Source organism: Holdemania sp., assembly GCF_986127675.1.
Genome location: NZ_CFQZWI010000009.1, coordinates 1 through 25,936, shown reverse-complemented (window position 1 = coordinate 25,936; position 25,936 = coordinate 1). Strand labels below are relative to the sequence as shown.

Annotated in this window: 20 protein-coding genes; 5 read left to right on the top strand and 15 right to left on the bottom strand. The window is 51.2% G+C overall.

What is annotated here, in order from left to right:
- Window positions 1-7: 7 nt before the first annotated feature.
- Together AC5OW4_RS02990 and AC5OW4_RS02985 are read right to left on the bottom strand one after the other, a co-directional pair.
- Window positions 8-907, bottom strand: a complete 900-nt coding sequence (locus AC5OW4_RS02990; protein ID WP_072683505.1) for a GGDEF domain-containing protein — start codon at window positions 905-907, stop codon at window positions 8-10.
- A gap of 292 nt (window positions 908-1,199) precedes the next feature.
- Entirely contained in the window at window positions 1,200-3,185 is a 1,986-nt protein-coding gene (locus AC5OW4_RS02985; protein WP_295769350.1) for a PASTA domain-containing protein, read from the bottom strand.
- Between the two features lie 155 nt (window positions 3,186-3,340).
- Here AC5OW4_RS02985 and AC5OW4_RS02980 point away from each other — a divergent pair, with 155 nt between their 5' ends.
- From AC5OW4_RS02980 to AC5OW4_RS02970, 3 genes are all read left to right on the top strand, one after another.
- Complete coding sequence (locus AC5OW4_RS02980) at window positions 3,341-5,497, top strand: Tex family protein (protein ID WP_370544663.1); 2,157 nt, start codon at window positions 3,341-3,343, stop codon at window positions 5,495-5,497.
- 181 nt (window positions 5,498-5,678) lie between these two features.
- The gene (locus AC5OW4_RS02975; RefSeq protein ID WP_195397428.1) at window positions 5,679-6,311 is read left to right on the top strand and encodes a TetR/AcrR family transcriptional regulator; all 633 of its coding nucleotides are present in this window, start codon (window positions 5,679-5,681) and stop codon (window positions 6,309-6,311) included.
- Window positions 6,312-6,486: 175 nt separating this feature from the next.
- Complete coding sequence (locus tag AC5OW4_RS02970) at window positions 6,487-6,825, top strand: hypothetical protein (protein WP_295769354.1); 339 nt, start codon at window positions 6,487-6,489, stop codon at window positions 6,823-6,825.
- Window positions 6,826-6,948: 123 nt separating this feature from the next.
- Here the strand turns inward: AC5OW4_RS02970 and AC5OW4_RS02965 are convergent, their stop codons facing one another.
- From AC5OW4_RS02965 to AC5OW4_RS02955, 3 genes are all read right to left on the bottom strand, one after another.
- Window positions 6,949-10,200 carry a glucosaminidase domain-containing protein gene (locus AC5OW4_RS02965; RefSeq protein WP_295769356.1) on the bottom strand — a complete coding sequence of 1,084 codons (3,252 nt, stop codon included), beginning with the start codon at window positions 10,198-10,200 and terminating at the stop codon, window positions 6,949-6,951.
- A gap of 15 nt (window positions 10,201-10,215) precedes the next feature.
- Entirely contained in the window at window positions 10,216-11,220 is a 1,005-nt protein-coding gene (locus tag AC5OW4_RS02960; RefSeq protein WP_295769358.1) for a hypothetical protein, read from the bottom strand.
- A 75-nt stretch (window positions 11,221-11,295) separates the two neighbouring features.
- Complete coding sequence (locus AC5OW4_RS02955) at window positions 11,296-12,654, bottom strand: MATE family efflux transporter (RefSeq protein WP_006060175.1); 1,359 nt, start codon at window positions 12,652-12,654, stop codon at window positions 11,296-11,298.
- A gap of 185 nt (window positions 12,655-12,839) precedes the next feature.
- On the opposite strand from AC5OW4_RS02955, the gene AC5OW4_RS02950 reads away from it, so the two are divergent.
- Both AC5OW4_RS02950 and AC5OW4_RS02945 read left to right on the top strand, forming a co-directional pair.
- Complete coding sequence (locus AC5OW4_RS02950) at window positions 12,840-14,717, top strand: FAD-binding protein (RefSeq protein ID WP_195547801.1); 1,878 nt, start codon at window positions 12,840-12,842, stop codon at window positions 14,715-14,717.
- Window positions 14,680-14,892 carry a hypothetical protein gene (locus tag AC5OW4_RS02945; RefSeq protein ID WP_139248552.1) on the top strand — a complete coding sequence of 71 codons (213 nt, stop codon included), beginning with the start codon at window positions 14,680-14,682 and terminating at the stop codon, window positions 14,890-14,892. The genes AC5OW4_RS02950 and AC5OW4_RS02945 overlap by 38 nt, the downstream gene beginning before the upstream one ends.
- Here the strand turns inward: AC5OW4_RS02945 and AC5OW4_RS02940 are convergent.
- From AC5OW4_RS02940 to pyrH, 10 genes are all read right to left on the bottom strand, one after another.
- The gene (locus AC5OW4_RS02940; protein WP_072683514.1) at window positions 14,889-16,154 is read right to left on the bottom strand and encodes a S41 family peptidase; all 1,266 of its coding nucleotides are present in this window, start codon (window positions 16,152-16,154) and stop codon (window positions 14,889-14,891) included. The two genes, AC5OW4_RS02945 and AC5OW4_RS02940, sit on opposite strands and share 4 nt — an antisense overlap.
- 369 nt (window positions 16,155-16,523) lie before the next feature.
- Window positions 16,524-17,426, bottom strand: a complete 903-nt coding sequence (locus AC5OW4_RS02935) for a LysR family transcriptional regulator (RefSeq protein WP_072683515.1) — start codon at window positions 17,424-17,426, stop codon at window positions 16,524-16,526.
- Between the two features lie 49 nt (window positions 17,427-17,475).
- Window positions 17,476-19,503, bottom strand: coding sequence for an FAD-dependent oxidoreductase (locus AC5OW4_RS02930; protein WP_159432751.1), 2,028 nt, complete (start codon window positions 19,501-19,503; stop codon window positions 17,476-17,478).
- A 220-nt stretch (window positions 19,504-19,723) separates the two neighbouring features.
- A complete protein-coding gene (gene galE / locus AC5OW4_RS02925; RefSeq protein WP_072683517.1) occupies window positions 19,724-20,737 on the bottom strand; it encodes a UDP-glucose 4-epimerase GalE in 1,014 nt (337 codons plus the stop codon).
- A 55-nt stretch (window positions 20,738-20,792) separates the two neighbouring features.
- Window positions 20,793-21,839, bottom strand: coding sequence for an RIP metalloprotease RseP (rseP, locus tag AC5OW4_RS02920; protein WP_072683518.1), 1,047 nt, complete (start codon window positions 21,837-21,839; stop codon window positions 20,793-20,795).
- A 3-nt stretch (window positions 21,840-21,842) separates the two neighbouring features.
- A complete protein-coding gene (locus AC5OW4_RS02915) occupies window positions 21,843-22,997 on the bottom strand; it encodes a 1-deoxy-D-xylulose-5-phosphate reductoisomerase (protein WP_072683519.1) in 1,155 nt (384 codons plus the stop codon).
- A gap of 1 nt (window position 22,998) precedes the next feature.
- The gene (locus tag AC5OW4_RS02910; RefSeq protein ID WP_072683520.1) at window positions 22,999-23,763 is read right to left on the bottom strand and encodes a phosphatidate cytidylyltransferase; all 765 of its coding nucleotides are present in this window, start codon (window positions 23,761-23,763) and stop codon (window positions 22,999-23,001) included.
- Complete coding sequence (uppS, locus tag AC5OW4_RS02905) at window positions 23,760-24,461, bottom strand: undecaprenyl pyrophosphate synthase (RefSeq protein ID WP_072683521.1); 702 nt, start codon at window positions 24,459-24,461, stop codon at window positions 23,760-23,762. Before uppS ends, AC5OW4_RS02910 begins: the two co-directional genes overlap by 4 nt.
- 47 nt (window positions 24,462-24,508) lie before the next feature.
- Window positions 24,509-25,057 carry a ribosome recycling factor gene (gene frr / locus AC5OW4_RS02900; RefSeq protein WP_072683522.1) on the bottom strand — a complete coding sequence of 183 codons (549 nt, stop codon included), beginning with the start codon at window positions 25,055-25,057 and terminating at the stop codon, window positions 24,509-24,511.
- An 18-nt stretch (window positions 25,058-25,075) separates the two neighbouring features.
- On the bottom strand, window positions 25,076-25,777 hold the full coding sequence (gene pyrH / locus AC5OW4_RS02895; protein WP_006060154.1) for a UMP kinase: 702 nt from the start codon (window positions 25,775-25,777) through the stop codon (window positions 25,076-25,078).
- Between the last annotated feature and the right edge of the window lie 159 nt (window positions 25,778-25,936).

Here is a 25,936-nt window from a genome sequence, read left to right as displayed (position 1 = left end):
GGAGAGTCTAAGAATGGGCAAGTTTATTATTCTGATCCGCGCTCTGCTTGTTTTGATACATTGCCTGATCAGCCAATGTAAACCAGGTTTCCCAATCCTGAATTTCCGGTTTGTATTCTACGATGCCTACGCTGATCGACATGTGATAGTCTCGCGCCGCTTCGCTGAATTGAAGCTGCGCCATTTCCTGACGGAATGCCTGAATTACCTGCGCTGCCTGTTCTTGATTTAAACCGTTAAACGTAATCAGGAATTCGTCGCCGCCAACTCGGCAGGCCCAGCCGCCATGGCTCTCCGCACAGGTTTTCAATGCCTGCGACAGAGCTAAAATAACCCGGTCGCCCATCAAATGTCCGTACGTATCGTTGACCGCCTTGAACTGGTCAATATCTAGCAAGGCGATCGTCAGCGGCTTCTCTTCTTTCCACTCTGAAATATCCCGGTTCAGCTCATGTTCCATAAAACGCTTATTGTACAGTCCCGTATAGGAATCATGCGTCGAGAGTTCGTTCATTTTGTAAATAATGTCTGTCAACATGACGTTGTTTTTATGATCAGGATCGGTGAACAACAGATTATCTGTAACTTCACGGATCAATTCCAGCGCGTAATGATCACCCAGTTCAGTCAGCGGCACTGATTCAATCAGAAAAATCCGGTTATCCTGCGTCGTCTCCATTTTGATTATCGGCCGGTTTTCATCTACAGCCAAACGGGATACACAGTTGCGGCAGGCACAATTACGACTCCACACCTGAAAACAATGTTCGCCGTTCGCGACCAACTGTGACTTTCTCCATTCATGAACCTCATACGTATTCACGTCGACAATCCGGTAAAATTCAAATAACGGATGTGTCTGAATTTGTTTTTGTATAAACTGATCTGCTTTTTCCAAATCAAACATCGTATTTACTTCCTTTCCTTGAAACTTCCTGTATTTCAGCATTCCACCCACAGTAAATCAATTTATTCATTTCAATCTCATCGTTTATGCGAATAACCTTTTCTGATCTTAAAATTCAGCTTTTAATCCTCAGTTATCAACAAGGTCAAAATATAATACCTCTTGGTTCTCATTATATCATTAAATTAATCGTGAAAGTTAAAAATTATCGCTTAATTTTCCTTTGCTTCGGAATAAGAAAAAGGATGAGCGTTTTGTCGCGCATCATCCTGTTTCCTCTCATTCACCGATTTTAGCTGGCGGAATAAATCTCAATGATAATTTCCGTCGATGTTTCTATCTCTGCACCTAAATCCACGGAAATTGATTTTACAACGCCATTGATACCATCTTTATTGTCTACTTCGCCCGTTACTTTCACAAAAGTCAGATTTTTAAATCCTGCATTGTTGAAAGCATTTTGAATCTTTGCTTTGCAATCCTCATAGCTCGTACCATTATAGACTGTTAATGGAGCATCCGGAACCTTCGCCGTTGTAACCGGCTTCGGTCCTTTCGACAAAGTCAATGTAATTTCCGTTCCCGAAGAAACAACAGTACCGGCGCCAACCGACTGATCGACAACCTGTCCTGCAGGAACATCGCTGTAATCCGACTGATAAACCTGCTTAATCGTTACGCCGTCGACAGAACAGCTGTTTGTGGAACATGGCGCGGAACCGCCAACATAATTCTTAACCGTAATCCCTTTTCCTTTAGAAACCTTACAGGTTACCGTTTTACCCGAAATGGAACAGCCGAAGGTATTGCCGGAAGCAACGCTGTCGTTAAACTCGCTGGCACCTTCTGAGAAACTCCAGCCGGCCCCGGAATTATTGGCATTTTCAATAATCTTCCGGGCTTCCGCAACCGATTTATTTTCAAAGTCGCCGGCCACCGGACTGAACTGACCTAACGATACCTTGTACCAAACCGTAGATCCTGCGGCTTTCTTGCCGGTTTCATTTTCAAGAATCGTCCCGGCCGCCTTATCGGAATACGCCGTGGAACGGGTACCCAGACTTAAACCCAAGCCGCTGATATATTTCTTGAATTCATCTTCACTGACACCGGCTTTGTTTTCAACGGTGATTGATTTTCCCTTGGAAATCTGGAAGTTAACCGTTGTTCCCGGAGCCAGATAAGTTCCCCCGTCATACCCCTGAGAAACGATTGTTCCAACAGGCTCTGTGCTTTCTACTTCGCTGTACGTAAAGGTAAGATTGCCTTCCAGGTTATTGATCTTCTTTTTATAGCTTTCGGCATCTTCTTTCTTCTTGCCGACAAACGATTCCAGCTTGATCTTACCCAGCGAAATCTTGACTTTCACCGTGCTTCCCTGTTTCACGTCGCCCTTTTCCGGCGTGTTGGAAATGACATGGCCATATTCAATGGAGCCGCTGTACGCTTCGCTGAACTCACCGACAAGACCATTGTCATTCAGCCACTTCTTCGCTTCATCCTTGCTCATTTTCGCTAACGACTTCATCGTTACCGTTTTCCCTAACGACATCGTTACCGTGATCTTATCGCCGGTCTTGATCGTTTCCCCAGCCTTTGGATCCTGGGAAATCACTTTGTCTTTCGCAATCTTATCACTGGCTTCTTCCTTCCAGTTGATCGTCACTTTATTCGCTTTCGCCCAGTTTGTGATCTTCGCTTTGGTATAATCGCTGAAATCCGGGACGATGATCTGTTCACCCGTTCCGTCTTTTCCCTGGGAAATCGTAAACACCAGCATCGTACTGCGCTTGATTACGGTATCGGTCACATTGACCTTGATGAATTTTCCCTTCTCGATCTTTTCATCGACAGCGTATTCATACGTGACATCCAACAGTTTATTCGTTTCCACGAATTTCTCAATTTCTTCTTCGGTCATGTCTTTAAAATCCGGCAGCGTTACTTCGACATCCGGATCCGGACCTTTCGAGAAGACAACCGTCAGAACGCTGTCTTTGTTCAGCTTCTGTTCTGAGGCAATACTCTGCGAAATCAGCTTGTCCTTATCAATGGTATCGCTGTATTCGTACTCGACTACCAACTGACTGTCACCCAGCTTATTCTCAGTCGCCCATTTTTTGATTTCTTCGACGGTCTTCCCTGAGAAATCTTCTACCTGAATCGCTTTACCAGGCAGCGTCAACAAAACGACTACGGCTGCGATCGTCGCGATAGCTAATACACCGACGGCACTGAGCAGCGCAATCGTCTTTTTATTCGAAAAATCTATATTCATATTGCCCTCCTGTACTTTAACAAGTATATCATATTTCCAATCCCTAAAAAACGGCGTTTGTAGACTTTCTTTGGAAGTTACTGGTCTGAATTCTTACAAATTTTTGAAGCTATGAAAAGATTTTCGTGTTATGATAAAAATCATCACGAGGAGGAATGAATATGGAAACTGAACAGCTGATTCAGCCGGTGGCGGCTTCGCTCAACATTGAGCCAGCCCAGGTGCGAAATACATTAAAGCTTTTGGAAGAAGGCAACACAGTTCCTTTCATCGCGCGTTACCGCAAAGAAATGACAAAAGGATTGGATGAAGAACAAATTTTGTTCATTCAGCAGCAGGTCCAGTATTTAAGCAATCTGGAAAAACGGAAAGAAGACGTACTGCGGATTATTGAAACGCAAGGCAAGCTGACGGAGGAACTGCGTCAGCAGGTTTTAGCCTGCACCAAGCTTTCGCAGGTTGACGATATTTACCGGCCATATCAACAAAAGCGCAAGACTCGCGCGACGGATGCCGCGGCCAAAGGGCTGACGCCGCTGGCAGATTGGATTGCTTCCTGCCCGCGTTCGGGCGATCCAACTCTTCAGGCGGAAAAATATCTGAACGATCAGGTCCCGACAGTGGAAGAAGCGCTGCAGGGAGCGAAGGATATCCTGGCTGAGCGCATCAGCGACCAGGCAAAGCTGCGCTGGAAGATCAAGGAACAAATTGAAAAATACGGCTTTATTCTCTGTAAGGAAAAGAAAAAGCACGAAGACGAAAACAAAGTTTATAAGATGTATTACGATTACAAAGAAAAGATCAGCACGCTGGCAAATCATCGGGTTATGGCAATCGACCGGGCTGAGAAAGAAAAAGTCATCACGGTAACCCTGGACTACAACCAGACGTTTCTGATCAATTACGCGATCCGCGGTGTGACGCATGACCGCACAACCGTCTGTCAGAGTCTGATTGAGGAAGCGGCGCAGGATGGTTTAAAGCGGCTCGCATTCCCTAGCGTTGAACGTGAAGTCCGCGGGGAATTGAGCGAAAAAGCGCAGGCGCAGTCGATTGAGATTTTCTCAATGAACGTTGAACGTCTGCTTCTGCAGCCGCCGCTGGAAGGCAAAATGATCCTCGGCGTCGATCCGGCGTTTAGGACCGGCTGCAAGCTGGCTGTCATTGATTCCACGGGTAAGATGCTGAAAATCGACGTTTTCTATCCACATCCGCCGGTAAACAAAAAAGCTGAAGCCAAAGCTAAACTTCTGTCGATTCTGAAAGAATATCCAATCGAAGTCATCGCGATCGGCAACGGTACAGCCAGCCGTGAAACTGAAAGCTTCATTGCCGAGATCATTCAAAAAGAAAACCTGAACGTCGATTACACACTGGTTTCCGAGGCTGGCGCTTCGGTATATTCCGCCAGCGAATTAGCGCGGAAGGAATTTCCGGATCTGCACGTCGAGCAGCGCTCCGCCGTTTCGATCGCAAGACGAATTCTGGACCCGTTGTCTGAACTGATTAAAATTGATCCGAAAAGTATCGGTGTAGGTCAGTATCAGCATGATCTGCCCGCAAAGGCTTTAAATGAGCGGCTTGATTTCGCGATTTTAAAAAGCGTCAACCGCGTCGGCGTCGACGTCAATACGGCTTCCAGCGAGCTTTTATGTCATGTTTCAGGTCTGACAAAAGCCTCCGCCAACGCGATCGTCGCCTACCGCAACGAACACGGCCGCTTTGAAAACCGGCGGCAGTTATTGGAAGTGCCGAAGCTGGGCGCGAAGTCTTTCCAGCAGGCGGCGGGCTTTCTGCGGATTCACGATGGAGAGGAACCGCTGGATCAAACGCCGATCCATCCGGAAAGCTACCAGGCCGCTCACCGCTTGTGCCAACTGTTAGGCATCAGCCAGTTCGGCAGCGATGAATGCCGCGAGAAACTGAGCCAGTTAAATCTGGAAAAAACCGCCGAACAGCTTGACACGGACGTGTATACGCTTCAAGACATGATTGAAGCGATCTCCCAGCCGCTGCGCGATTACCGTGAACAATTCGACGGACCGATGCTGCGGCATGACGTCCTCACGCTGGAAGATCTGCATCCGGGCGATGAGTTGGAAGGCGTCGTCCGCAACGTCGTTGATTTCGGCGCTTTCGTTGATATCGGTCTGCATGAGGATGGTCTGGTCCATGTTTCCAAGATGGTACAGGGCCGGATCTCCCACCCCAGCGAAGTCGTATCCATTGGCGACATCCTCAAGGTCTGGGTTTACGGGATCGACGCAGAACGTCACCGGGTTCAGCTGACCATGATTGATCCGCATCATTAATTAATAGAACTGTCTTGACGAGTTCCCAATTCAGAAACAAGTCCAGGACAGTTCTTTTATGTTTAAAAAGATAAAATTAAATTAAAGTCACAATTTTCATTTTCGACGACTTTAACTTGACGCGGTTAACAATCCCAGATAAGATATATACAGACCAACCGTCGGTTTATAAGGAGAAGCTATGGCAAGAAATAAACATCCGGAACAAACGTTAGAAAAAATCATCGTTACCGCGGCCAGACTTTTTGTTGAAAAGGGCTATGAACAAACCAGCGTTCAAGACATTCTTGACGCGACCGGATTATCCAAGGGCGGACTTTATCATCATTTCAAATCCAAAGAACAGATCCTGAACGCGGTGATGCAGCGGCGAATTCAATACGTGAACAAGCGGTTTCAGGAACTGATCCGTGATACGCCGGGTAAAAACGCCAAAGAAAAACTGAAGAAGATCCTGGGACAGCTGGCGGCGGATGCCGAAACACATGCGCTGGATCAGGCTTTAGCATCCCAGCTCGATCCGCATTTTGTCGTCAATGGAATTCAGACCTGCGTTCAACAAGATGCGCCGATCGTTGCCGGACTCATCCGGGAAGGCAACGATGATGGTTCGCTGCACGTCCAGCAGCCTGAGCTTTGTGCAGAAGTCTTCTTAATGCTGCTGAACTATTGGGTCAATCCCGTTTTATTTCATCGAAACAGCGAAGAAACTGAAATCCGGCTGCGCTATCTGCAATCGGTGATGATTCAGCTAGGCTTAGATTTAATTGATGATTCGCTTATCGCTGATTTGATCCAAGCCTATGTCCAATAATCTGACTTCCCTGTGAAATTCGATCCAAGTAGCTTATAAACAGGCTGTAAAATGGCAGCCTGTTTCTTAGCAGGATTAAAGACCGACGGTCGGTTTTATACTTTGAAATCACTCTTCTCCGCTTCCATCTAAACCACGATCGTCCATTTAAAAAACAAAAAATCAGGAGGTATTTATGAATCAAGAAAAATCACCGAACACAGTCAGAAATTCCATCCCCTCGCCGACCGATCTGACTCAGACCGCCATGGAGCGAACACAAAAAGCGACGGCTAAAACATCCGTAATAACCCAATCCCTGATCGAGAAATCAAAGGCGCTGCGCACCCCCTCCCCGGCTGCGGATAAAATCGGAACGATGATCGGCGGTATTGCCAGCGTAGTTTTTCTTTTCGGCGGTGCAAGCCAGCTGATTCTGGGTTATACCTTAGCGGGTATCGGCACAGCAGCCTTTGGCGCTGTCGCCTTGTTGTCCAACCGTTACCATTACCAGAAAATCAAAAAACGGGAATAAACAGACGGTCATTTTTTCCCTAAGACAATAATCAACCTGGAAAGACGTGCGATATCGCTATCATCCGACTTCATAAAATGAAAATGCAGAATCAGATTTTACTCTGTTTCTGCATTTTTTTATTTATTCAGCAGGTGTTTCGTCTTCGTTGTTTTCCCCGTCCGGTATAGCGCTCGGGGTTGGAACAACCAGCGAACTTGGCCTCGGAGCTTCAACCGGCTGATCTTCAACCGGCAGCTCTGACGCCTGTACGGCATTCGCTGGCGGTGTATCGCCTTTATCGTCACCGCCGTCAGTGTTCGGTCCATTCTGCGTGATGCTCAGCACCATCCGATAGCGAACCGGAGAAATAAACAGAGCATAACTGCGATCGTCTACAGTAACCGTTTCAATCGCTCGTGAGTAAATGTCCGTCATTTCATAAATATCCCGATATCCTTCCGCACTGATATCCAAATACAGCCGGTAATCTCCTTCCGGCAGCTGACTTAAATCCGCAGCGCTGGTAAAGCAGGCATTCTTCATACTGAATTTCGATCCCAGCATCTCCGCATAGTCAACCGAGCAAGCCTGATTTTGCGCTTCCAGCGGATAAGACACGCCATTTTCATCGACGGCGATCAAGGCATGAGAAGCTTGTGATTCTGCTTTGAACTGTGCGTTGTAAATCCAGGCCATACCGTTGAGATTCAGACGGCCGCCTTCCAGCGAAAGCTTCGTGTAATCAAACGCCGAATTGCGCTTTGTCGGTTTGTTAATCAGCGAATAATCCAGATCTGATTTTTCAATGTTGATCTCATACCGGTAGTTATACAGCTGATTTTGGACAATCTGGACGCGGTAATCCCCCAACGTCTTCATTTCCGGCAGGAAATTGGAATCAAAGCTGGTCAGATTCGCGTACATCTTCACTTCGCCGTTGCGGATCTGAATTTTAACCGAATAGCTGCCCGGCGTCAGCGCCGCCAGATCGACGGAAGCGCTGAAATTAATCTTGCTGTAAGTAAATCCGTCGTACAGGTTGATCGGATTTGGCGCCAGCAACGTGACCGCTTCAATCGTTGTAACTTCACCGGTTTCCAGATTCGTCAGAAGTAATTGATGCGAAACCTCGGAATCCTCCTTGAAATCATAACCATTGATAAACGCTGTCCCTTCGATAAGCAGTGTATGCTCATCCGCATATTCAAATTTGGACAGTGCCTGGCGTACAGTGCTCTTGAGATGATCGCCGGACTCGCCGCCCTCTTCACTGCCGCTCAACATGACTGACATGAACAGGACATTGTCCTTTACGCTGAAGCTGAAAGTCTTATTGCCCACTTTCTTTGTCTCCGGCAACGTCTCCAACGCGCCGATATAGAAGCTGTTGTTGTAATCGCTCAGCTCGCTGTATTCCGTTTGGATTTCAAAGAAGTAACTGCCTTCCGCCAGGGTCGTGAAGTCCAGTGCCTCCGTTTTAAAGCTGACCTGTTCCTTCTCAGCGACAGTACTTGTCAATTCAAATTCTTTCGTATCATAATACTGGTTATAAACGACCAGCTTCTGCGTCACTTTATTGGAATCTGTAACATAAATTCCCGGACGGTAGGCCTGTCCGTTCAAGGCGATCAGATTGTCCTTCCACGCCATCGCAGCTACTTTTTGCACCGCGTCCCCAGTCGGCACTTTACCGATCTGACTGTTGTCAAAGATTCCGGCGGACAGCTTGGAAATCTTTGAACTTTGCAGATAACCGACGCTGTTCTGCCAGTTATAAGCTTCGTAACCATTGCCCTTATGCGGCACTAACGCTCCATCCGAGCGGACGCCGTTGGTTGTCGGGAAACCCGTCCAGCCATTGCTTTCCGACTGCAGAATCACGGTGAAGTCATTCTGATAGGTTGCGCCATAGCGCGTTGTATACAGCGTCTGTGAATTGGCGTCGGCATAACGCTTAACCGCGGCGTCATATTGGTTGATAACGCCTAACGAATAGGTGCCGTAATCCGTCAGCGAACCGTCGTTGCCGGAAACATATTTATCGACCTGATAAGCCAGTGCCGAAATTTTTAATCCCCAATATGGGTCAGACGCGTATTTGACGTTAAACCCGCTGCCCTTGTTGCCCAGATGAGAACCGAAGAATCGGGCGTCGTTAATATCCAGATACCCGCGCAGATTCACCGCCATGTGCTGCGTGACCGCAGATTCGATATTGTCATATTTATCAGCGCTGCCGCTTGGATTGGAATCCACAGCATTCCAGCCGAACAGATTGTTTTTATTGATCGCAATGGAAGAACGGCCCCAGCCGGATTCCAAAAGCCCCATACAGAAGGCCAAAAGCGCGTTCACACCGTAGGTTTCCTGCGCGTTGACAAAGAACCAGCCGGAATTCACCATCTTGGATTGATTGCTCTGGAGATGATCATAATCATAAGCCACTTCGTTATAACCGCGGCTGTTCAGGAAGCCGTTGAGCTGATCACCGTTGAATTTCGTACGGCTGCGCAGCGGCAGAAATTCGTAGTAGTTATAATACTTCGCCGGACTGCCTTCAACCATCACCGGATTCTGGAAATACCGGTCCGTATACAAAGCATGCATATCATTCGTGTAATAAACTGCGCCGACGTTCATCCAGCTTTCAGCCGGTCCGATTGTCTGTGAATAATCCTGCGGCGTATCCGACTTGGCCCAATACGACCAGCAGTGATAGATCAGTTCTTTATAATTCCCGTTTTGTACGACCTCATAATAGCTTTGCCGCGGCCGCACCCAGAACGGCGATTCCCACGGACTGCCGTCGTTGTTGCCGCCTAACAAAATCCGCATGTTGTTGGTCAGAAATTTCGTCGGAATCAGATCGACCTGATCCAGATTGGTATACCCGTCAAAGCCAGTCAGATTCACGGCGATCCGGCCGGAACCATTGCCCGTATTGTAAGAATAAGTTCCTTTATAGATCATTTCACGGTGGCTGGTAACGTATGTCGTCTTTTCATTGGTTGTCGTCGACAGATACTGCGTAATATCCATCGTGGCGTAGGCCCGCCGCGAACTGCCGTCGGCATACCCGCGCCGGTAAGAATAGCTGGCCGCTACGCCTGAGGTCATCGCAATAATCTTTGTCGGTGATTTGCTGGAATTATGACGAACGACGGCATCGTTGCCGTGCGCGTACATTTCATTTTTAGCCTGCGTAAAGTCATTATAGCAGCCAATCGTGCTGAAACCGCCGTTATCCGTAACATAAGCGACCTCGAAATTACCGCAGCCCATCGGATAAGTTTCATCTGCTTTCACATCCATTTTTCCATTAGCCGAGGGATAACCCTGAACCAACGTGACGGCCATTGCCAAAGCCAAAGCCATTTTCCAGATTTGTTTCATCGTCTTCCCCCTTTGTTATAAACTGACGGTAATTTCAATCCAGTTTTCCTGTCCCCTGATCTTCAGCTTCAGCTTGCCTTGATAAGTGATCGGTTCCTTCTCCGGATTATACGTAATGAAGAATAAAACGCCGCTGTCTTTTTCCTTGATCGTTTTACCCAGGATGTTATCATATTTTTCTGAATGGAAATTCGAGGAAAGCGCCTGGAATGTATTCCCGCTGCCCTCGACCTGATAAACCGCGTCTTCAACGACCAGTTCGTCGCCCCAAAGGCTGACCGCGTCCAGGCGGAACACATAGACTTCAGCCGTTGACGGCAGACCCGCGGTCTCCACACTGCCATCGTCGAAGGTCCGATACATTTCCTCGCTGGCGATCTGGAAAGCGACGCCGACCTGCATCTGATATGTCTTGCCATCAGTGATCACGTCTTCCGCGACGTAACCCAGCATCTCGCGGGTCCCCGTCGCTTCCTTCAGATTTAGCTGGATCGGCGCGTTATCGCCGAAATCCACGTTAATCGCCGCCGACTGCGCCGTTTTATCCTTAATCGGCACAAAGATATTGGCAACGTAGCTGTTTTCCCTGGACACCAATTCAAACCAGACATTCTGCTTGCCGATATATAAACCATTCTTATCCAGCTGATCGAGATAGCTGTCGATGTCATTCAGCTTGACGCCTTCGGACGTTGCGAAATGCTCAAGCGAAATATTAATCGGTTCTTCCGCCTTCACCCGGACCTTCGCGATCGCAAACTGGAAGTCCAGTTCATCAAAGCGATAGACCGTCGCGTTGACCAGATCGACCTCGACGGCGTCCAGTCCCTGCGTTTCCTGCGGTTTTTCCTGACCGCCTTGTTCGACCATCACCGGCTTTTCCGTTTCTTCAGGCAGCTGCGATCCGGAACGATCTTTCACGATCATTCCGAAGTAAATTGCCGCTGCGGCAAAGAGAATCAAGACGACAGCCAGGCCGCCGGCCAGCAGCATCGTCGTTTTATTCTTCATTTTTCTCATAAGTAACATTACCCCAGTCTAATGGTATTCTACCATAAACCGGGGCGCGTTAAAACCTGTTTTTCCTTACCAATATTAACCTTTCATCAAATCGACAAATAAATGCCGGCACAAGAAGATCACCGTCAGGATCGTCAGATAATCGGCGCAGGGCTGCGCCATGAAGATGCCCAGCTTGCCCAGCAGCGTCGGCAGAACCCAGATGATCGGAATATAAAACAAACCCTGGCGGGCGATCGACAAAAAGAACGCCGAACGCTTCTCTCCCAGCGCCTGCAGCAGCACCGCCGCGATATTATAAGCTCCAACGACCGGCATCGAGACCGCATAGCCATAAAGCATCATCCGGCCCATTTCGATAACCGCCGCCTCGCGGGAGAAGATCTGCACGATCTGCGGCGCCAGCGTAAGATAGAAGACCGCCGCAAAACAGCCGTATACCGTTACCCATGTCAAGGCGCTTTTCAGCGCCTGCTTCAGCCGCGGCCGGTTGCCGGCACCGTAATTATACGCTGCAAACGGCTGGAACCCCTGCGCGAAGCCGATGATCGCGAACATGACTAAATTCAGACATTTCTTCGCGATGCCGATCCCTGCCAGAAAATCGGTTCCATACACGCTGGCCTGCATTGCCAGACAGCTGTAAGTGACGCTCGGCAGCGCCTGGCGGGCAAACACCGCCACCCCCAGGCTCAGAATCTCCTGCACCGCCGCTTTATCCAGCATCCATACCCGCGGATTCCAGCGCACAGCCTCAGCTTTAAACAACAACCTCCCCAACAACATGACCAACGACAGACACTGGGCCGCAGCCGTTGCCCACGCCGCGCCGGCGATCCCTAAATTCAAACCCCAGTCAAACATAAAAATCGGATCAAGGATCAGATTCGCCACCACCCCGGCAAAGATCGCGGCCATGGGAAAATTCACGTCGCCCTCCGCTCTTAACAGATGGACGATCGTCAGCTTGATGATCTGCGAAAACGCAAAGACCAGTAAAATCGTCACATACTGCGCCGCATACATCGTGACGTCGCCTTCCGCTCCGAACATTCCCAACAACGGACCTAGGAAAGTAATAAACAAAATGGGCAGCACGATGGAGATCAAAACGACCAGCGTCATCGTCGTCTGAACAATCCGGCTGACCTGATCCCGATGGCCCGCCCCCAGCTGCCGCGAAATATAGCTGCCGGCGCTGACGCCGATCGACTCGCCGAACGCGTGCGTCAGCATCATGATCGGCATCGCGACCGTTGTCGCCGCAATCATCGCCGTGTTGTGCAGCTGACCGATGAAAAACGTATCCGCGATATTATAGATTGTTGTGACCATCGAGGCCAGGATGGAAGGAACCGCCAGGCGGATTAAAGCCTGCTTTACCGGCATGGAATCGAGAATCAGCGACCTGTCGGCATTTTTATTCATCGTCATAATATCATCACCGAATCAATTATCATGCAATCACTTCAGAAAGTCAAACTTTGTCGAAACTTCCAGGACAAACTTTTGAATACTAATTTACTCCAATAAACTATTGTGATAAGATATTCACAGATAAATTATTTTACTATGGTAAATATTTTATCTGATTAAATTATTATGAGGAAGGAGAACTTATGAGTTACAAAAAAGGAATTTCCCGTCGTGATTTCATTAAAGGCGCCGCTGCCAGTGCGTTTGGCGTCGCCGCCGCAGGTCTGTTAGCCGGCTGCAGCACGGAATCCACGACCCCTACCGCATCCCCGGACGCCTCGGCCACACCGTCCACGCCAACCGGTCGGATCACCGGTTATTCAGGCCCGGGCGACTGGCTCGGCGAAGCTCCGGTCATCAGCGATTATGCTAAGGAAGTCAATGTCGACGTCGTCGTTGTCGGCGGCGGTCACGCCGGCGTACAGGCGGCCTTAGCTGCTGCGGAAGCGGGATTGAAAGTCGCAGTCTTAGAGCGGATGGAGGAAGACCTGTTTACCTGGTATGGCGAAGATATCGGCGCGTTCAACTCCAAGCTCCAGCAGGAGATCGGCTTCGGCACCTATGATCTGGGCGAAGTCGTCAACGAATTCGTCACCCGTTCCGGCGGCCGCTGCTTCCCGGCGATCGTCAAGTCTTACGTCCACAATTCCGGCCCAACCCTCGATCACATGCTGGAAGTCGCCAAGGAAATGGGCGTTGATCCCAAGGCCTACACGTATGACAATACGCCAGAGGGCTGGCTGATCATGCAGGCGAACATGGATTATGAGAAAATTCAGGCCGGCAACGACATGTACGACTGCCTGCGCTACGATTACCCGATGACCCCGGGCACCAAAACCTGGGCGGCCACAGCGCAGTTTATGGGGCAGTACAACGACCAGCCGATCCAGGGCGTCGCGGCAAACTCGGTGCTGCCGCTGATCAACCAGGCCTGCATCGACAAGGCAAAGCAGCTGGGGGCTGAGTGGTACTACGGTACGGAAGCCATCGTCCTGCTTCAAAACGAGGCGAAAGACATCATCGGCGTCGCGGGCAAAGCGAGCGACGGCAGCTATATTAAATTCAATACGACCAAAGGCGCGATCCTGTGCGGCGGCGATTATGCCGGCAACGCGGATATGTGCTGGGCCTTATTGAACGAATACATGGAACGCTTTGAGCGGGCCGGCGGCGAACAGCCGGACTTCTTCTCCTTCATGGGCGGACGCAAGGGTGAAGCGGTCAAGATGGGCTGCTGGGCCGGCGGCATGATCGAACCGGCGCCGCGCGGAAGCATGCTTTTAGGCGGCGGTCCGAGCGGTCCTTGGGGCTGCAACGCGATGCTGTGGCTCAACAGCGAGGGCGAGCGCTTTACCAATGAAGGCAACCTCTCCGCGGCGCAAACCGCCTGCGCCCGTCAGCCGGAGGGCACCTTGTGCTTAGTTACCGATAAGAAATGGCTGAAATCGGTCTGTGCTTCGGGGCTGGAGCACGGCGGACCGAACGCCGGCCGGCCGCAGTATTACATTGATCTGATCAACGATATGGATGCGTTGGTCAGCGGACCGGAAGGCGGCACCATCCGCGGCTGCACCGTCGCTGAACGTATGGAATCAACCGTCATCAAGGCGGACACGCTGGAGGAGCTGGCGGACTACTTGGGCTATGCCGGGGCGGCGAAAGAAACCTTCCTGGCCTCGATCGAAGCCTATAACCAGCTTTGTTACGCGGGCAAGGACACCGATTACGGCAAAGACGCCTCCTGCATGATTCCAGTCGACGAAGCCCCGTTCTACGCGGTCAAGAGCGAGAAGAACGACAAGCCGACGCCGATGATGGTCACGATGTCCGGTCTGGTCACCGACAAACGCCAGAACGTGCTGGACATGAGCGGCAAGAAGATCAAAGGGCTGTATGCCGCGGGCAACTGCCTGGGCGGACGCTACGGCTTAGGCTACTCCACGCCATGCGCAGGCAACTCGATTGGCATGGCGGTGACGCATGGCCGGCTGGCAGGTCAGTTCATCAGCGAGGAATAAAATCTGGACGACGGAACAACGTGAACGGTTCCGGCGTCTTTTTATACAGAAAAAAGCCGGAAGCTGTGAAACGGGAATCCCGCCGCAGCCGCTGGCTTTTGTATTTTCTCCTGATTTATCTTCTCCTGTTCAATTTTCTCCTGTTGAATTTTCTCCTGTTTTAAAATTTTTTTAATTGTCCGTATCCTTGGCAGCCGCTTTGGCTTTGATCATCAGAAGATCTTCATCACATTCCCGCGGCGTCCATTCGATTTCAATATCGCAAGGCACGCCCGCCGGCTGATCTCTTGTCCACGCTTGGCGGCGGCTGATCGGATAATCCAGCTGAAACAAATCGTCAAATACGACGGAGATCAGATTGCAGGTTTGATAACGGCCGCTGCTTTGTCTTCCGACGAGAGTGCAGCGTGATGAACGGGAGGCCAGATCGGCCAGCTCTTCCGCGACCCCGGCGGTAAACAGATCGGTGATCAGCACCGTTCTGCGCTCCGGCTTAACCGGCTGAATCAGCGCGTCTTCCTCTGCGCCCCAATCAGCTTCTGTTTCCAGAACCCAGCCCAGATCCGCTTTCGCTTCCAGTTCTTCGATCATTTCGGATGCGATGGGAGCCAGATCCGGGTCCGTCATCATCGTCTTCAGCTGATCAATCCGGCGATGGCAATTTTTCCCGGTATAATGGGTCAGAAGTCCCTGCCCTTCCATGACCTCGCACACCGGTACCGGTTGATCCAAAATATACGGCAGCAGGCAGAACATCGACGATTCCCACCCTTCCTCACAGCGCCTGAGATCCAGAATGATCGAATCCGCCTTCGTCAGCAGCTCTCTGTTTTCTTCCACCAGTCGTTCCAGGGTTTCGTCGATCCGCTCGATTTTAAGCACCGCACTCCCCTCTTCAACGACTATCGTATTTGTTTTCAGCACTTCTGTCCTGGCAAAACGACGCAGCGGCATAACCCAGGTCTGTCCGTTCCGGCGCACCGTAATCTGATCGGCCATTTTCAAAAACCCCGTCCAGATCTGACGGTCATTCTGATCAGAATAGAACACCCGCTTTTTCAATGTTTCCGTATAAAAACACAGCGGCTGGCCGTTGATCGCGATAATCTCGTCCTTTGGCTGCAGCTGATCTTCCTGATGCACCTCGCTGACCATTAGTACCTCGCCTTTGCGTCGGGTGAAAAAGCCGTTGGTAAAGGGTTGGTAATCCGGGCCGGGATGCCGCAAAAAACGCAGGTTGCGGTCGCCGGTTTCCGCAAGATATTGATTGACCTGACGGAAAAACAAATCCGCATCCAATTCTTTTTTCATAAACGCCGTCCCGATGGTATGGACGTAAGGACGTGGATCGTGGTGATCCCGGCACATCGCAAAGCCGGCGTAATCTTCTTTGATCGTGTGGACAATTTCCTGAAACAACTGATCGTATCGGGGCATAAAACTCCTCCTTTGCCACTGGTATCATTGTACCATAGTCCTCATTTGGCAACAAGGTTTACTATGGTAAATTATTCATCTCGACACCGCCTTGTTTTTCTCTCCCCTTGTTTTTCTCTCCCCTTGTTTCTTTCCTCTTTGGATTTAAAAAAGCTTGCAAATCTGTTTCTTCATAAAATGAAAACGGTCAAAAAGACCGCCTTCTATGGAAAAAATGCCGATAACCTCCGTTTTTCAGTTCAAAATGTTCTGAGAAATTCTGAACTCGTCAACCTTTACCGCAAGCTTGATCTGACCATTTTTTCCGCTTATCCCTATTGCGCCGGGCCAGCTCATTTCAATTCCCTGCCCTTTTCCAGAATGATGGTATCAACACTTAACGTCGGTATTGATGAAAAAGCATTGCAGCAGCTCTTGCTTCAGCTGTTGAATCGCCTTATTTTTGCGCTGCCTGGGATGAATTAAAAGATTGATCTGACAGGTCGTCTTCTGATCCAGCACGGGAATCACCTTGTATTCTCCAATGGACTCCGTCGGATAACACAGATTGTTGGAAATCCCGATCGCCTTCCTGTCCTGATAACCGAACAGCGTCGCGGTTAAATTTACGGTATTCAACACAATTCTCGGCTTAAAGCCGCAGCTTTGACAGGCCTGCATCAAAATATCATAATTTCGGAAGTAACGGTTTACGGTGATGATCTTTTGATCCGCTAAATCCTGAATCCGCAGGCTTTTTCTATTTGAGAGAACGTTTTCCGGATGCACCAGGGCCGCCAGTGTTCCCTGATGCAGCACCGTGCAGTCGAAACGCACGTCATCCACCGGCCCGAACGTGATTGCGATATCCAGTTCTCCGCTTTCAATCTTTTCCTCACAATAGGAATCCCAGGCGTCGATCATGACGACGTTGCCATGCTTTCTCAGAAACTGATCGAGCTGGCTGCGAAAATTGACGAACGGCGTGTCGACGCCCATCGCCACACCGATGTGATAAAACTGATGGCGGCGGCGCTGGATCTGGTTTAAGGAAAGCTGGAGCGTCTCCCATTCGCTGACGATCCGCTTTGCGGCAGGATACAGTTCGTCGCCATATTCCGTCAGTTTGTAACCACTCCCCAGCTTTTCAAACAAGGGACAATCCAGCTCCGTTTCCAGGTTCTTGATCGACTTCGACAGACCTTGATAGGAGATATACAATTCATTGGCCGCTCTGGATAAGCTTCCTTGATCCGCGACCTTAATAAAATATTTCAGCTCATTAATATTCATGATTTCATTGTAACAAGAAAACGGCGCGAAAGCAAAGCGCCGTTTTCTGTTATTCTCCGCAGGCGGCCGCTGCCGCGTTGCGGGCCATGTGAATTGAATTGCCGATCGCCAAACCGCAGCTTGGATACACGTTGGCAAACACGCCGGTCAGCGCGACTTCTCCTGCCGCGTACAGACCGGAGATCGCCTGATTCTCCTGATTCAGGACATGCCCGGTTTCGTCAATAACCAACCCTCCGAAGGTCGCCGCCGCAACCGGATAGCGGGCAAAGGCATAGTAGGTATCACCTTCGACTGGAATCAGATAGTCGGAAGGCTTGCCAAAATCATCATCCGTTCCTTTTTCGCATAACTCGTTATAGCGCGCGACAGTGGCTTTCAGCGTTTCCGGATCGGCTTTGATCAAGGCTGCCAGCTCATCGAGGCTGGATGCTTTGACCGCGTTTTCCAGCGTGACGCCATACTGGACAGTAGGATAGCTTTCCGCGCAGACGCCGTCCCGCGTCGCTGTGATATAGTAATTCACCGCATTGTTTTCACGCTTAAAGGCTTCTGCGGAAACAGATTGATAACTGTGTTCGTTCGCCAGCCGGTTTCCCTTCATATCGACCACCAGTCCGGAGGCGGTACTGCCGGTTTCACCAGTATTGAAGTCGACATACTGCAGCTGCATGCCGTCGGACTCAAAGATCTGTGCGCCGACCTTGCCGGCCATCGTCAGACCATCGCCGGTGCTGCTGGCGGCAGAGTTGAAAATTGGATTAAACGCCGCGAACCGCGCTGTCATCTCTGGGTTTGAGCCATAGCCGCCAGTTGTCAGAATCACCGCTTTGGCTTTCACCGTTACGGTTTCGCCCGCCTGATTCACCGCCTGAACGCCGATGACTTCTCCCTGTTCATTCGTCAGAAGTGTTTCTGCGCGAGTCTCCAGCAGTAAAGTTCCGCCCTTTTCCAGCATTGACTTTGTCAGCGGCACGGTAATCCCGCCGCCAATCCCGGAAGCAATTTCATTCTTCGGGCTTGTCAAATGCAGGCGGTTCGGCGTCAGCGTCGGCTGGGCGGTGGTCACATAGGTAACGGCAACGCCGTTATCGGCCAGATAATCCAAGTCCTTGCCGATACCATAGGCATAGTCATGAATCATCTTTTCATTCAACAGATGGTCCTCATCATAGCTCATTAAAAACTGATAAAGCTCCTCAGCGCTGTCTTCCACGCCGTTTGCCTTCTGCGCCGCTGTCTCGGCAGCGAAAATATTGCCGCCGCTTTGCACGGTGGATCCTCCAGTGATTCCCGTTTTTTCAACCAGGAGCACCGATTTTCCTTCATCCAGCGCCGTATTGGCTGCCGTAAGTCCCGCAGCTCCCCCGCCGACGACCGCGATATCTACGGTATATTCGCTTTCCGTCGGATTCGCAATCGGTGCCGGTTCGCTGAACGCCGTTTCCTCAGCCCCGGCCTGAGTGAGACAGTCCCGGACGCCGGCCTTAATTGCGGAAGACGTCACGGTCGCCGCCGAGACGTTATCAACGCTGACTGTCTGATGTTTTACGATCCGCTCCGACAAGACTTCAACCGGCGTCATCACGGATCCATAGCCAATGCCAAACGTTTCTGTGTGCTCGATCACCCTGACTTCCTTGATCGACGTTTCATCAACGGTCGTTTCAATTGTCATTTCACCATTGTGACCTGTGACAACTGCGGAATAGGTGCCGGCATTCAAATGAACCGCCGTTTCCGTTTGTCCGTTTTTCTTGTTTACCGCCTGGCGCACGGCAGACTGGATCGCTTTGGATGTCATCGTCGCGCCGGCGACAACGTCCACGTCCGCGCTGTTGGCCGCAACAATTTTCTCCGGCAGTTCTTCGGCTGCCCGGGATCCGACGCCTTCGGTTTCATCCGGCGCCTTGACTTCAACCGCGATAATCTTGTCGGCTTTGAACGTAACCTTGGCAGTCACGGTTCCGCCGTATCCCTGCGCTGAGCCTTCAAAGGTTTCTTCCTTGGCTGACGAACACGCTGTGAGCGACACGGCCATCAATAAAGACAGAATACTAATGATCAATTTTTTCATTTTCCTTCCCTCCGTCTTCATGATAACATTTTCACATGATGTTATCCATCAACGAAAAGTTCAATTTCTTAAACTTTCTGATGAACCGGCAATCCTCAGGCGCTGCTCCCCCTTATTCCTCCCGAATTTTTTCTGACCTCCCTTCAGACCTACCGATCGTCTTCACCGCCAATTATCAAAAAAAAGCGGTCGTTTTGACCGCTTCCTCGCTCCTGTCTTGTTATTCGGTGATACCGTCCGGATTCTGCTGCTGGAAATACCAGGAATCCTGACACATTTCATCAATGCCATACTGGGCGCTCCAGCCCAGCAGTTTCTTCGCCTTGGTCGTATCGGCGTAACAGGTTGCGATATCCCCCGGCCGGCGCGGCATGATCTTGAACGGAATTTCTTTGCCGCTCGCTTTGACGAAGGCGTCCTTGACCTGCAGCACGGAATAGCCGTGGCCGGTTCCCAGGTTGACCGCTTCCACGCCCTTGTTTTTCAGCACGTATTCCACGGCTTTGATGTGGCCCAGCGCCAGATCGACGACATGGATGTAATCGCGCACGCCGGTTCCGTCGACCGTATTGTAATCATTGCCCCAGACCCGCAGGAATTCACGCTTGCCAGTCGCGACCTGGGCGATGTACGGCACTAAATTGTTCGGAATGCCGTTTGGCGTTTCTCCCAGCAGCCCGCTCTTATGCGCGCCGATCGGATTGAAGTAGCGCAGCAGCATGATGCTCCATTCCGTATCGGAAACGAACACGTCGCTTAAGATCCGTTCGATCATCAGCTTCGTCGACCCGTACGGATTGGTCGTCGACAGCGGGAAGTCCTCTGTGATCGGCACCTTATGCGGATCGCCGTAGACCGTAGCGCTGGACGAGAATACGATCTTCTTGCAGTTATGCGCCTTCATGACCTCGCACAGAATCAGCGTACCGGTCAGATTGTTATGATAATACGTCAGCGGAATCGTCACCGATTCGCCCACCGCTTTTAATCCGGCGAAATGAATGACCGCTTCGATTTCATTTTCTTCAAATACCTTTTCGACCGCGGCTTTGTCCAACAGATCGTTTTCATAAAAGCGCGGACGCTTGCCTGTGATCTTCTCAATCCGATCGATCACGCCTTTGCAGGAATTGACCAGGTTGTCGATGATGACAACGTCGTAGCCGGCGTTGATCAGTTCCACCGTTGTGTGGCTGCCGATGAAGCCGGTGCCGCCTGTGACTAAAATACTCATGTTCGTTCCTCCTGTTTATTTCTATGCCTTCCTCGCCTTTGAGGAAATGAAGCTATCAGATAAACAACCGCATCAGATCCTGCCATGTGACGTAGACCATCAAAAGCAGCACCAGCGCGACGCCGACCGCCGTGATTCCGGCTTCCAGCTTTTGATTCAGCGGCTTGCCGATAATCATCTCAACGATCACCAGCAGAATCCGTCCGCCGTCTAAGATCGGCAGCGGCAGCAAATTGAAGACGCCGACGTTCAGCGACAACAGCGCGATCAGCAGAATGTAGTTCTGTAATCCCAGACTGGCCTGCTGCTCAGTCACCTGATAAATTCCGACCGGCCCGGACAGGTCTTCAAAGCCGATCCCCTTGACTAAGCGGGTCAGAGCGGTGACCAGTTCTTTCACGGTCTGCCCCATATACTGAGCGCCGTAATAACCGCTGTTGAGCAGCGTGGTCTTGACCTGCGTCGCCGGCGGAATTTTGATTCCGACCAGCCACGATTGTTCTTGTTCGTTATACACCGGCGTCACCGTTTTTTCAAGCGTTTCATCGCCGCGCTTCAGCGTGTAGGTCACCGGCTCGGTATTGTCCATCGAATACGTCAGGATCTCATAAAAGTTGGACGGCTTGACGACGGTTCCGTCAGCGAACACGACCTTGGTGATCACATCGCCCTCGACAAAGCCCGCGGCTTCCGCCGGCGATCCTTCGACCACGCCGCCGACCACCGCTTTGGGCGCGATGTTGTAGCTGCCGTTGATCAGGATGATCGAAGCGAAGATCAGCCAGGCCAGCACGAAGTTCATGATCACACCCGCAAGCATGATGACAATCTGCTTCCAATGCGACACGCCCTTGATCGTCCGCTCGTGCGGCACGCCTTCAAACTCGCTGCCTTCCTCGCCTGCCATCGCGACGTAACCGCCGATTGGCAGCGCGCGCAGCGTGAAAGTCGTTTCCTTGCCCTTCCAGGCCCACAGCTTCGGTCCCATACCGATTGAAAACTCTCCGCAATAAACATGGAAACACTTCGCAGCGATCAGATGACCGCATTCATGCACGATGATAATGACGGAAAGCAGGATGATAAAATACAAAATTGCCATTGCTTAGGCTCCTTTCAGATGTGATTTCACAAATTCACGGGCCTGGCGGTCCGCCTCAAAAATCGCATCCAGGGATGGTGTTTCCGTGAAAGCGAGTGTGCGGCAGGCGTCGATCACCAGCTCCTCAATGTCTAAAAATGAAATTTTCCCCTCACGGAATGCAGCGTTGGCTTCCTCATTGGCGGCATTCATTACCGCCGGCATCGTTCCTTGTTTTCTTCCTGCTTCATATGCTAACCCCAAAAGCGGATAGCGGGCAAAATCGGCAGGGGCAAAATGCAGGGTTCCGACCGCGGCCAGATCCAGCGGCTGACTGTTGAACAGCTCCAGCCGTTCAGGGTAGCTCAGGGCATACTGAATCGGCAGCCGCATGTCAGCCGTGCCCAGCTGGGCGATCACAGCGTGATCCTGGTATTCGACCAGCGAATGGATCACGCTTTCTTTATGAATCAGCACGTCGATATGATCAAAATCGACGTCGAACAGCCAGTGCGCTTCAATGACCTCAAACCCCTTATTCATCATCGTCGCGCTGTCGATCGTAATTTTAGCGCCCATCGACCAGTTCGGATGCGCCAGCGCCTGAGCGACCGTCACCCCCCGCAGTTCTTCGCGCGTCTTATCGCGGAAGCTGCCGCCGGAGGCCGTGATGATCAGCCGGCTCAGCTGTTCCCTGCGGCTGCCCTGCAGACATTGGAAAATCGCGGAATGCTCGCTGTCGATCGGCAGCAGCGTCACGTGATGCTTACGGCAGGCAGCGTTGACAAAGGCTCCGGCCACGACCAGCGTTTCCTTATTCGCCAACGCGATATCGTGCCCGGCTTCAATCGCCTGCAGCGTCGGCTTCAGGCCGACAAAACCGACCAGCGCGTTGACCAGCACGTCGTAATCGTCGCGTTCGCTTAAGCGCAGCAGCCCGGTTTCTCCCCAGACCCATTCCAGATCAGGATATTCCTGAGCCAGGCGCTGACAATCCGCTTCCTCCTGCACGCAGACCGCCTTTAACTGCGGCAGCTGCGCGATCAGTTTTTTCAGCTGCGGGATGTTGCGGCCCGCGCTGATCGACGTGATTTGAAAGGCTTCAGGATGCGCTGTGCAAACGTCAACCGTCTGCACACCGATCGAGCCGGTCACGCCCAATACACAACAACGTTTCATATTACACCACCATCGCTAAAATCAGCGTAAAATACAATAAGTTAAACAGTAAGCTGTCGATCCGGTCCAAAATCCCCCCGTGTCCGGGAAGGAACGAACCGAAGTCCTTGATTCCGACATGCCGCTTGATCAGGCTGAACGCCAGATCGCCCAGCTGTCCGACAACCGCCATCGTCGCCGCTCCAAACAGGGCCAAGCCCAACGGCAGCTCCGGCAGCATCGCCCAGGCGAAGATAAACGCTCCTGCCGTCCCGCACAGCCAGCCGCCGATCGCGCCTTCAACCGTCTTCTTTGGGGAAATCCGTTCGATCAGCTTATGCTTGCCGAAGAAATAACCGCAGAAGTAAGCGCCGGTATCGGTCAGATAGGTTGCCAGAATCACATACATCATCAGCCACGAGTTCCGGTCATAAATCGAAATGATCGAGCGCACAGCCATGACGAACACCGTCAGCATCGCGAAAACCAGCGTGATATCGTTCAGATTCAGCTGCGGATCCGCAATGGACGCCGCAAACAGCAGCACCAGCGTCAGCGCCAGACCGGCACCCAGCCACTCCGGGCCGACTAACGCCAAACCGATCATGACCGCGATCATTGCGATCATCAATCCATTTTTCCGCGGTGTCTTCAGACAATGCGTGATTTCATACGCCCCCGTGACCAGACAGAACAACATCAACAGGTCGATCAGCGCCCCGCCCAGAATTAACGGCGGCAAAACGACCGCGATGATCAGCGCCGCCGTCAGGATGCGCTGTTTCACTTGACGCCTCCAAACCGCCGGTCACGCTGCCTGAACTGATCCAGACATTGCTTGAGCAGCTCCGGCGTGAATTCCGGCCAGGCTTCATCGACAAAGATCATTTCGGCATACGCAATTTCCCAAAGCAGGAAATTAGAAATCCGGTATTCCCCACTGGTGCGGATCAACAGATCCAGCGGCGGAAACTGCGCGCCCATTAAATACTGGCCGAACTGCTCATCGCTGATCGTATCGCTGGCCTTGCCGTCGCGCACGTCGCGGGCATACGCCTGGGCGGCTAACACAATTTCCCGCCGGCCGCCGTAATTCATCGCGAAGTTCAGGATCATGCCGGTATTGGCCTTCGTATCGTCGATCGCCGCCTGGAGCACCCTGGCGGTCTCCTTCGGGATCTGATCCATTTCACCGATCATCGTGATCCGGATGTTCTTTTCCATCAGTTCCTTAAGGAACCGTTTAAAGAAGACCGACGGCAGCTTCATCAGATAGCTGACTTCTTCCTCCGGGCGCTTCCAGTTCTCCGTCGAAAAGGCGAACACCGTCAGCACTTCCACTCCCAGATCGTTGGCAGCGATCGCGATGTTGCGCACATTTTCCACGCCCTGGTAATGACCGGCCGTGCGGACCTTGCCCTGCTTTTTCGCCCAGCGTCCGTTGCCGTCCATAATAATCGCTACATGTCTAATTTTTTCTTCCATACCGTTGCTCCTTATCAAAGAAGCTCACTACAAGGTGAGCTTTGCCGTTACACTGTCATGATTTCTTTTTCTTTTTCAGCCGCGATGGAATCAACTTTCTTAATCATTTCATCCGTCAGCTTCTGAATCTTTTCAAGACATTCTTTTTCTGCGTCTTCCGTCAGCGTGTCGTCTTTCTTCGCGATTTCATTCGCATCCCGGCGCAGGTTGCGGACCGCGATCTTCGCTTCTTCCGACAGCTTGGAAACCTTCTTGCATAATTCCTTGCGGGTTTCTTCCGTCAGAGCTGGAACGTTAATGCGGATGACAGAACCATCGTTCTGCGGATTTAATCCCAGATCCGACTTGTTGATCGCATGTTCGATCGCTTTTAACGAGCTCGAGTCGTACGGCTTGACGACCAGCTGGCGGCCTTCAACCACGGTGATCGAGCTGATCTGATTGATCGGCGTCGGACAGCCGTAGTAATCGGCTTCCACCCCCGCAAGCATGCCGGCGTTGGCGCGGCCGGTGCGGATGGTTTCCAGATGTTCGCTGAACGTGTCGATCGCTTTCTGCATTTTAGAACGGCTGTTATCCAGTATTTCTTTCATCATCGTATGATTCCTCCCTGTTTATTCTACGATTGTGCCGATGCTTTCGCCCATGACGGCGCGCTTGATGTTGCCTTCCTGATTCATATTGAAGACGATCAGGTCGATGTGGTTGTCCATGCACATGGAGGTCGCAGTCGTGTCCATGACCGCCAGTCCCTTCTGAATCAGATCCATATACGTCAGGCGATCATATTTAACCGCATTGGGATCCAGCTTCGGATCCGCGGAATACACGCCGTCAACGCCGTTTTTCGCCATCAGAATAACGTCCGCTTTAATCTCGGAAGCCCGCAGCGCCGCAGTCGTATCGGTCGAGAAGAACGGACTGCCAGTGCCGGCGCCGAAAATCACGACGCGGCCCTTTTCCAGATGCCGGATCGCCCGGCGGGCAATAAACGGTTCGGCGACCTTGTTCATCTCAATCGCGGTCTGCACACGCGTCGGCACTTCGATCTGTTCCAGCGAACTCTGAATCGCCAGCGCGTTGATCACTGTTGCCAACATGCCCATGTAGTCGGCCTGAACACGCTCAATCCCCATTTTTTCCGCCATTTTGCCGCGGATGAAGTTGCCCCCGCCGACGACGATCGCAATTTCAACACCCAGATCCTGAATTTCCTTGATCTGGCTGGCCAGCGATTTCAGAATTTCGGGATCGAAATTGGTTCCCTGTCCGGACAGAGCTTCTCCGCTGAGTTTGAGCAGGATGCGCTTGTACATAGTTATCTCTCCTTTTTCATCAGAAATTGATTCTGTGATTGCTTCTTTTTCAGTCGTTATTTTATCATATTCGCCTGTGTTTTCCTAGAGTCTGACGCCAAGTTCATCAAATTTAAGGAATCGCGCTCCCGCATAGAAAGTGTATGTCGCAAAGCGGCG

Coding starts and splice junctions, on each gene's coding strand:
- AC5OW4_RS02940 (WP_072683514.1), bottom strand. CDS start 16,154: ATGCCCCGATACGATCAGTTGTTTCAGGAAATTGTCCACACGATCAAA.
- rseP (WP_072683518.1), bottom strand. CDS start 21,839: ATGGCAATTTTGTATTTTATCATCCTGCTTTCCGTCATTATCATCGTG.
- AC5OW4_RS02975 (WP_195397428.1), top strand. CDS start 5,679: ATGGCAAGAAATAAACATCCGGAACAAACGTTAGAAAAAATCATCGTT.
- AC5OW4_RS02970 (WP_295769354.1), top strand. CDS start 6,487: ATGAATCAAGAAAAATCACCGAACACAGTCAGAAATTCCATCCCCTCG.
- AC5OW4_RS02935 (WP_072683515.1), bottom strand. CDS start 17,426: ATGAATATTAATGAGCTGAAATATTTTATTAAGGTCGCGGATCAAGGA.
- frr (WP_072683522.1), bottom strand. CDS start 25,057: ATGATGAAAGAAATACTGGATAACAGCCGTTCTAAAATGCAGAAAGCG.
- AC5OW4_RS02915 (WP_072683519.1), bottom strand. CDS start 22,997: ATGAAACGTTGTTGTGTATTGGGCGTGACCGGCTCGATCGGTGTGCAG.
- galE (WP_072683517.1), bottom strand. CDS start 20,737: ATGAGTATTTTAGTCACAGGCGGCACCGGCTTCATCGGCAGCCACACA.
- AC5OW4_RS02965 (WP_295769356.1), bottom strand. CDS start 10,200: ATGAAACAAATCTGGAAAATGGCTTTGGCTTTGGCAATGGCCGTCACG.
- AC5OW4_RS02980 (WP_370544663.1), top strand. CDS start 3,341: ATGAATATGGAAACTGAACAGCTGATTCAGCCGGTGGCGGCTTCGCTC.
- AC5OW4_RS02950 (WP_195547801.1), top strand. CDS start 12,840: ATGAGTTACAAAAAAGGAATTTCCCGTCGTGATTTCATTAAAGGCGCC.
- AC5OW4_RS02930 (WP_159432751.1), bottom strand. CDS start 19,503: ATGAAAAAATTGATCATTAGTATTCTGTCTTTATTGATGGCCGTGTCG.
- AC5OW4_RS02990 (WP_072683505.1), bottom strand. CDS start 907: ATGTTTGATTTGGAAAAAGCAGATCAGTTTATACAAAAACAAATTCAG.
- AC5OW4_RS02955 (WP_006060175.1), bottom strand. CDS start 12,654: ATGACGATGAATAAAAATGCCGACAGGTCGCTGATTCTCGATTCCATG.
- AC5OW4_RS02960 (WP_295769358.1), bottom strand. CDS start 11,220: ATGAGAAAAATGAAGAATAAAACGACGATGCTGCTGGCCGGCGGCCTG.
- AC5OW4_RS02985 (WP_295769350.1), bottom strand. CDS start 3,185: ATGAATATAGATTTTTCGAATAAAAAGACGATTGCGCTGCTCAGTGCC.
- AC5OW4_RS02945 (WP_139248552.1), top strand. CDS start 14,680: ATGGCCGGCTGGCAGGTCAGTTCATCAGCGAGGAATAAAATCTGGACG.
- uppS (WP_072683521.1), bottom strand. CDS start 24,461: ATGGAAGAAAAAATTAGACATGTAGCGATTATTATGGACGGCAACGGA.
- pyrH (WP_006060154.1), bottom strand. CDS start 25,777: ATGTACAAGCGCATCCTGCTCAAACTCAGCGGAGAAGCTCTGTCCGGA.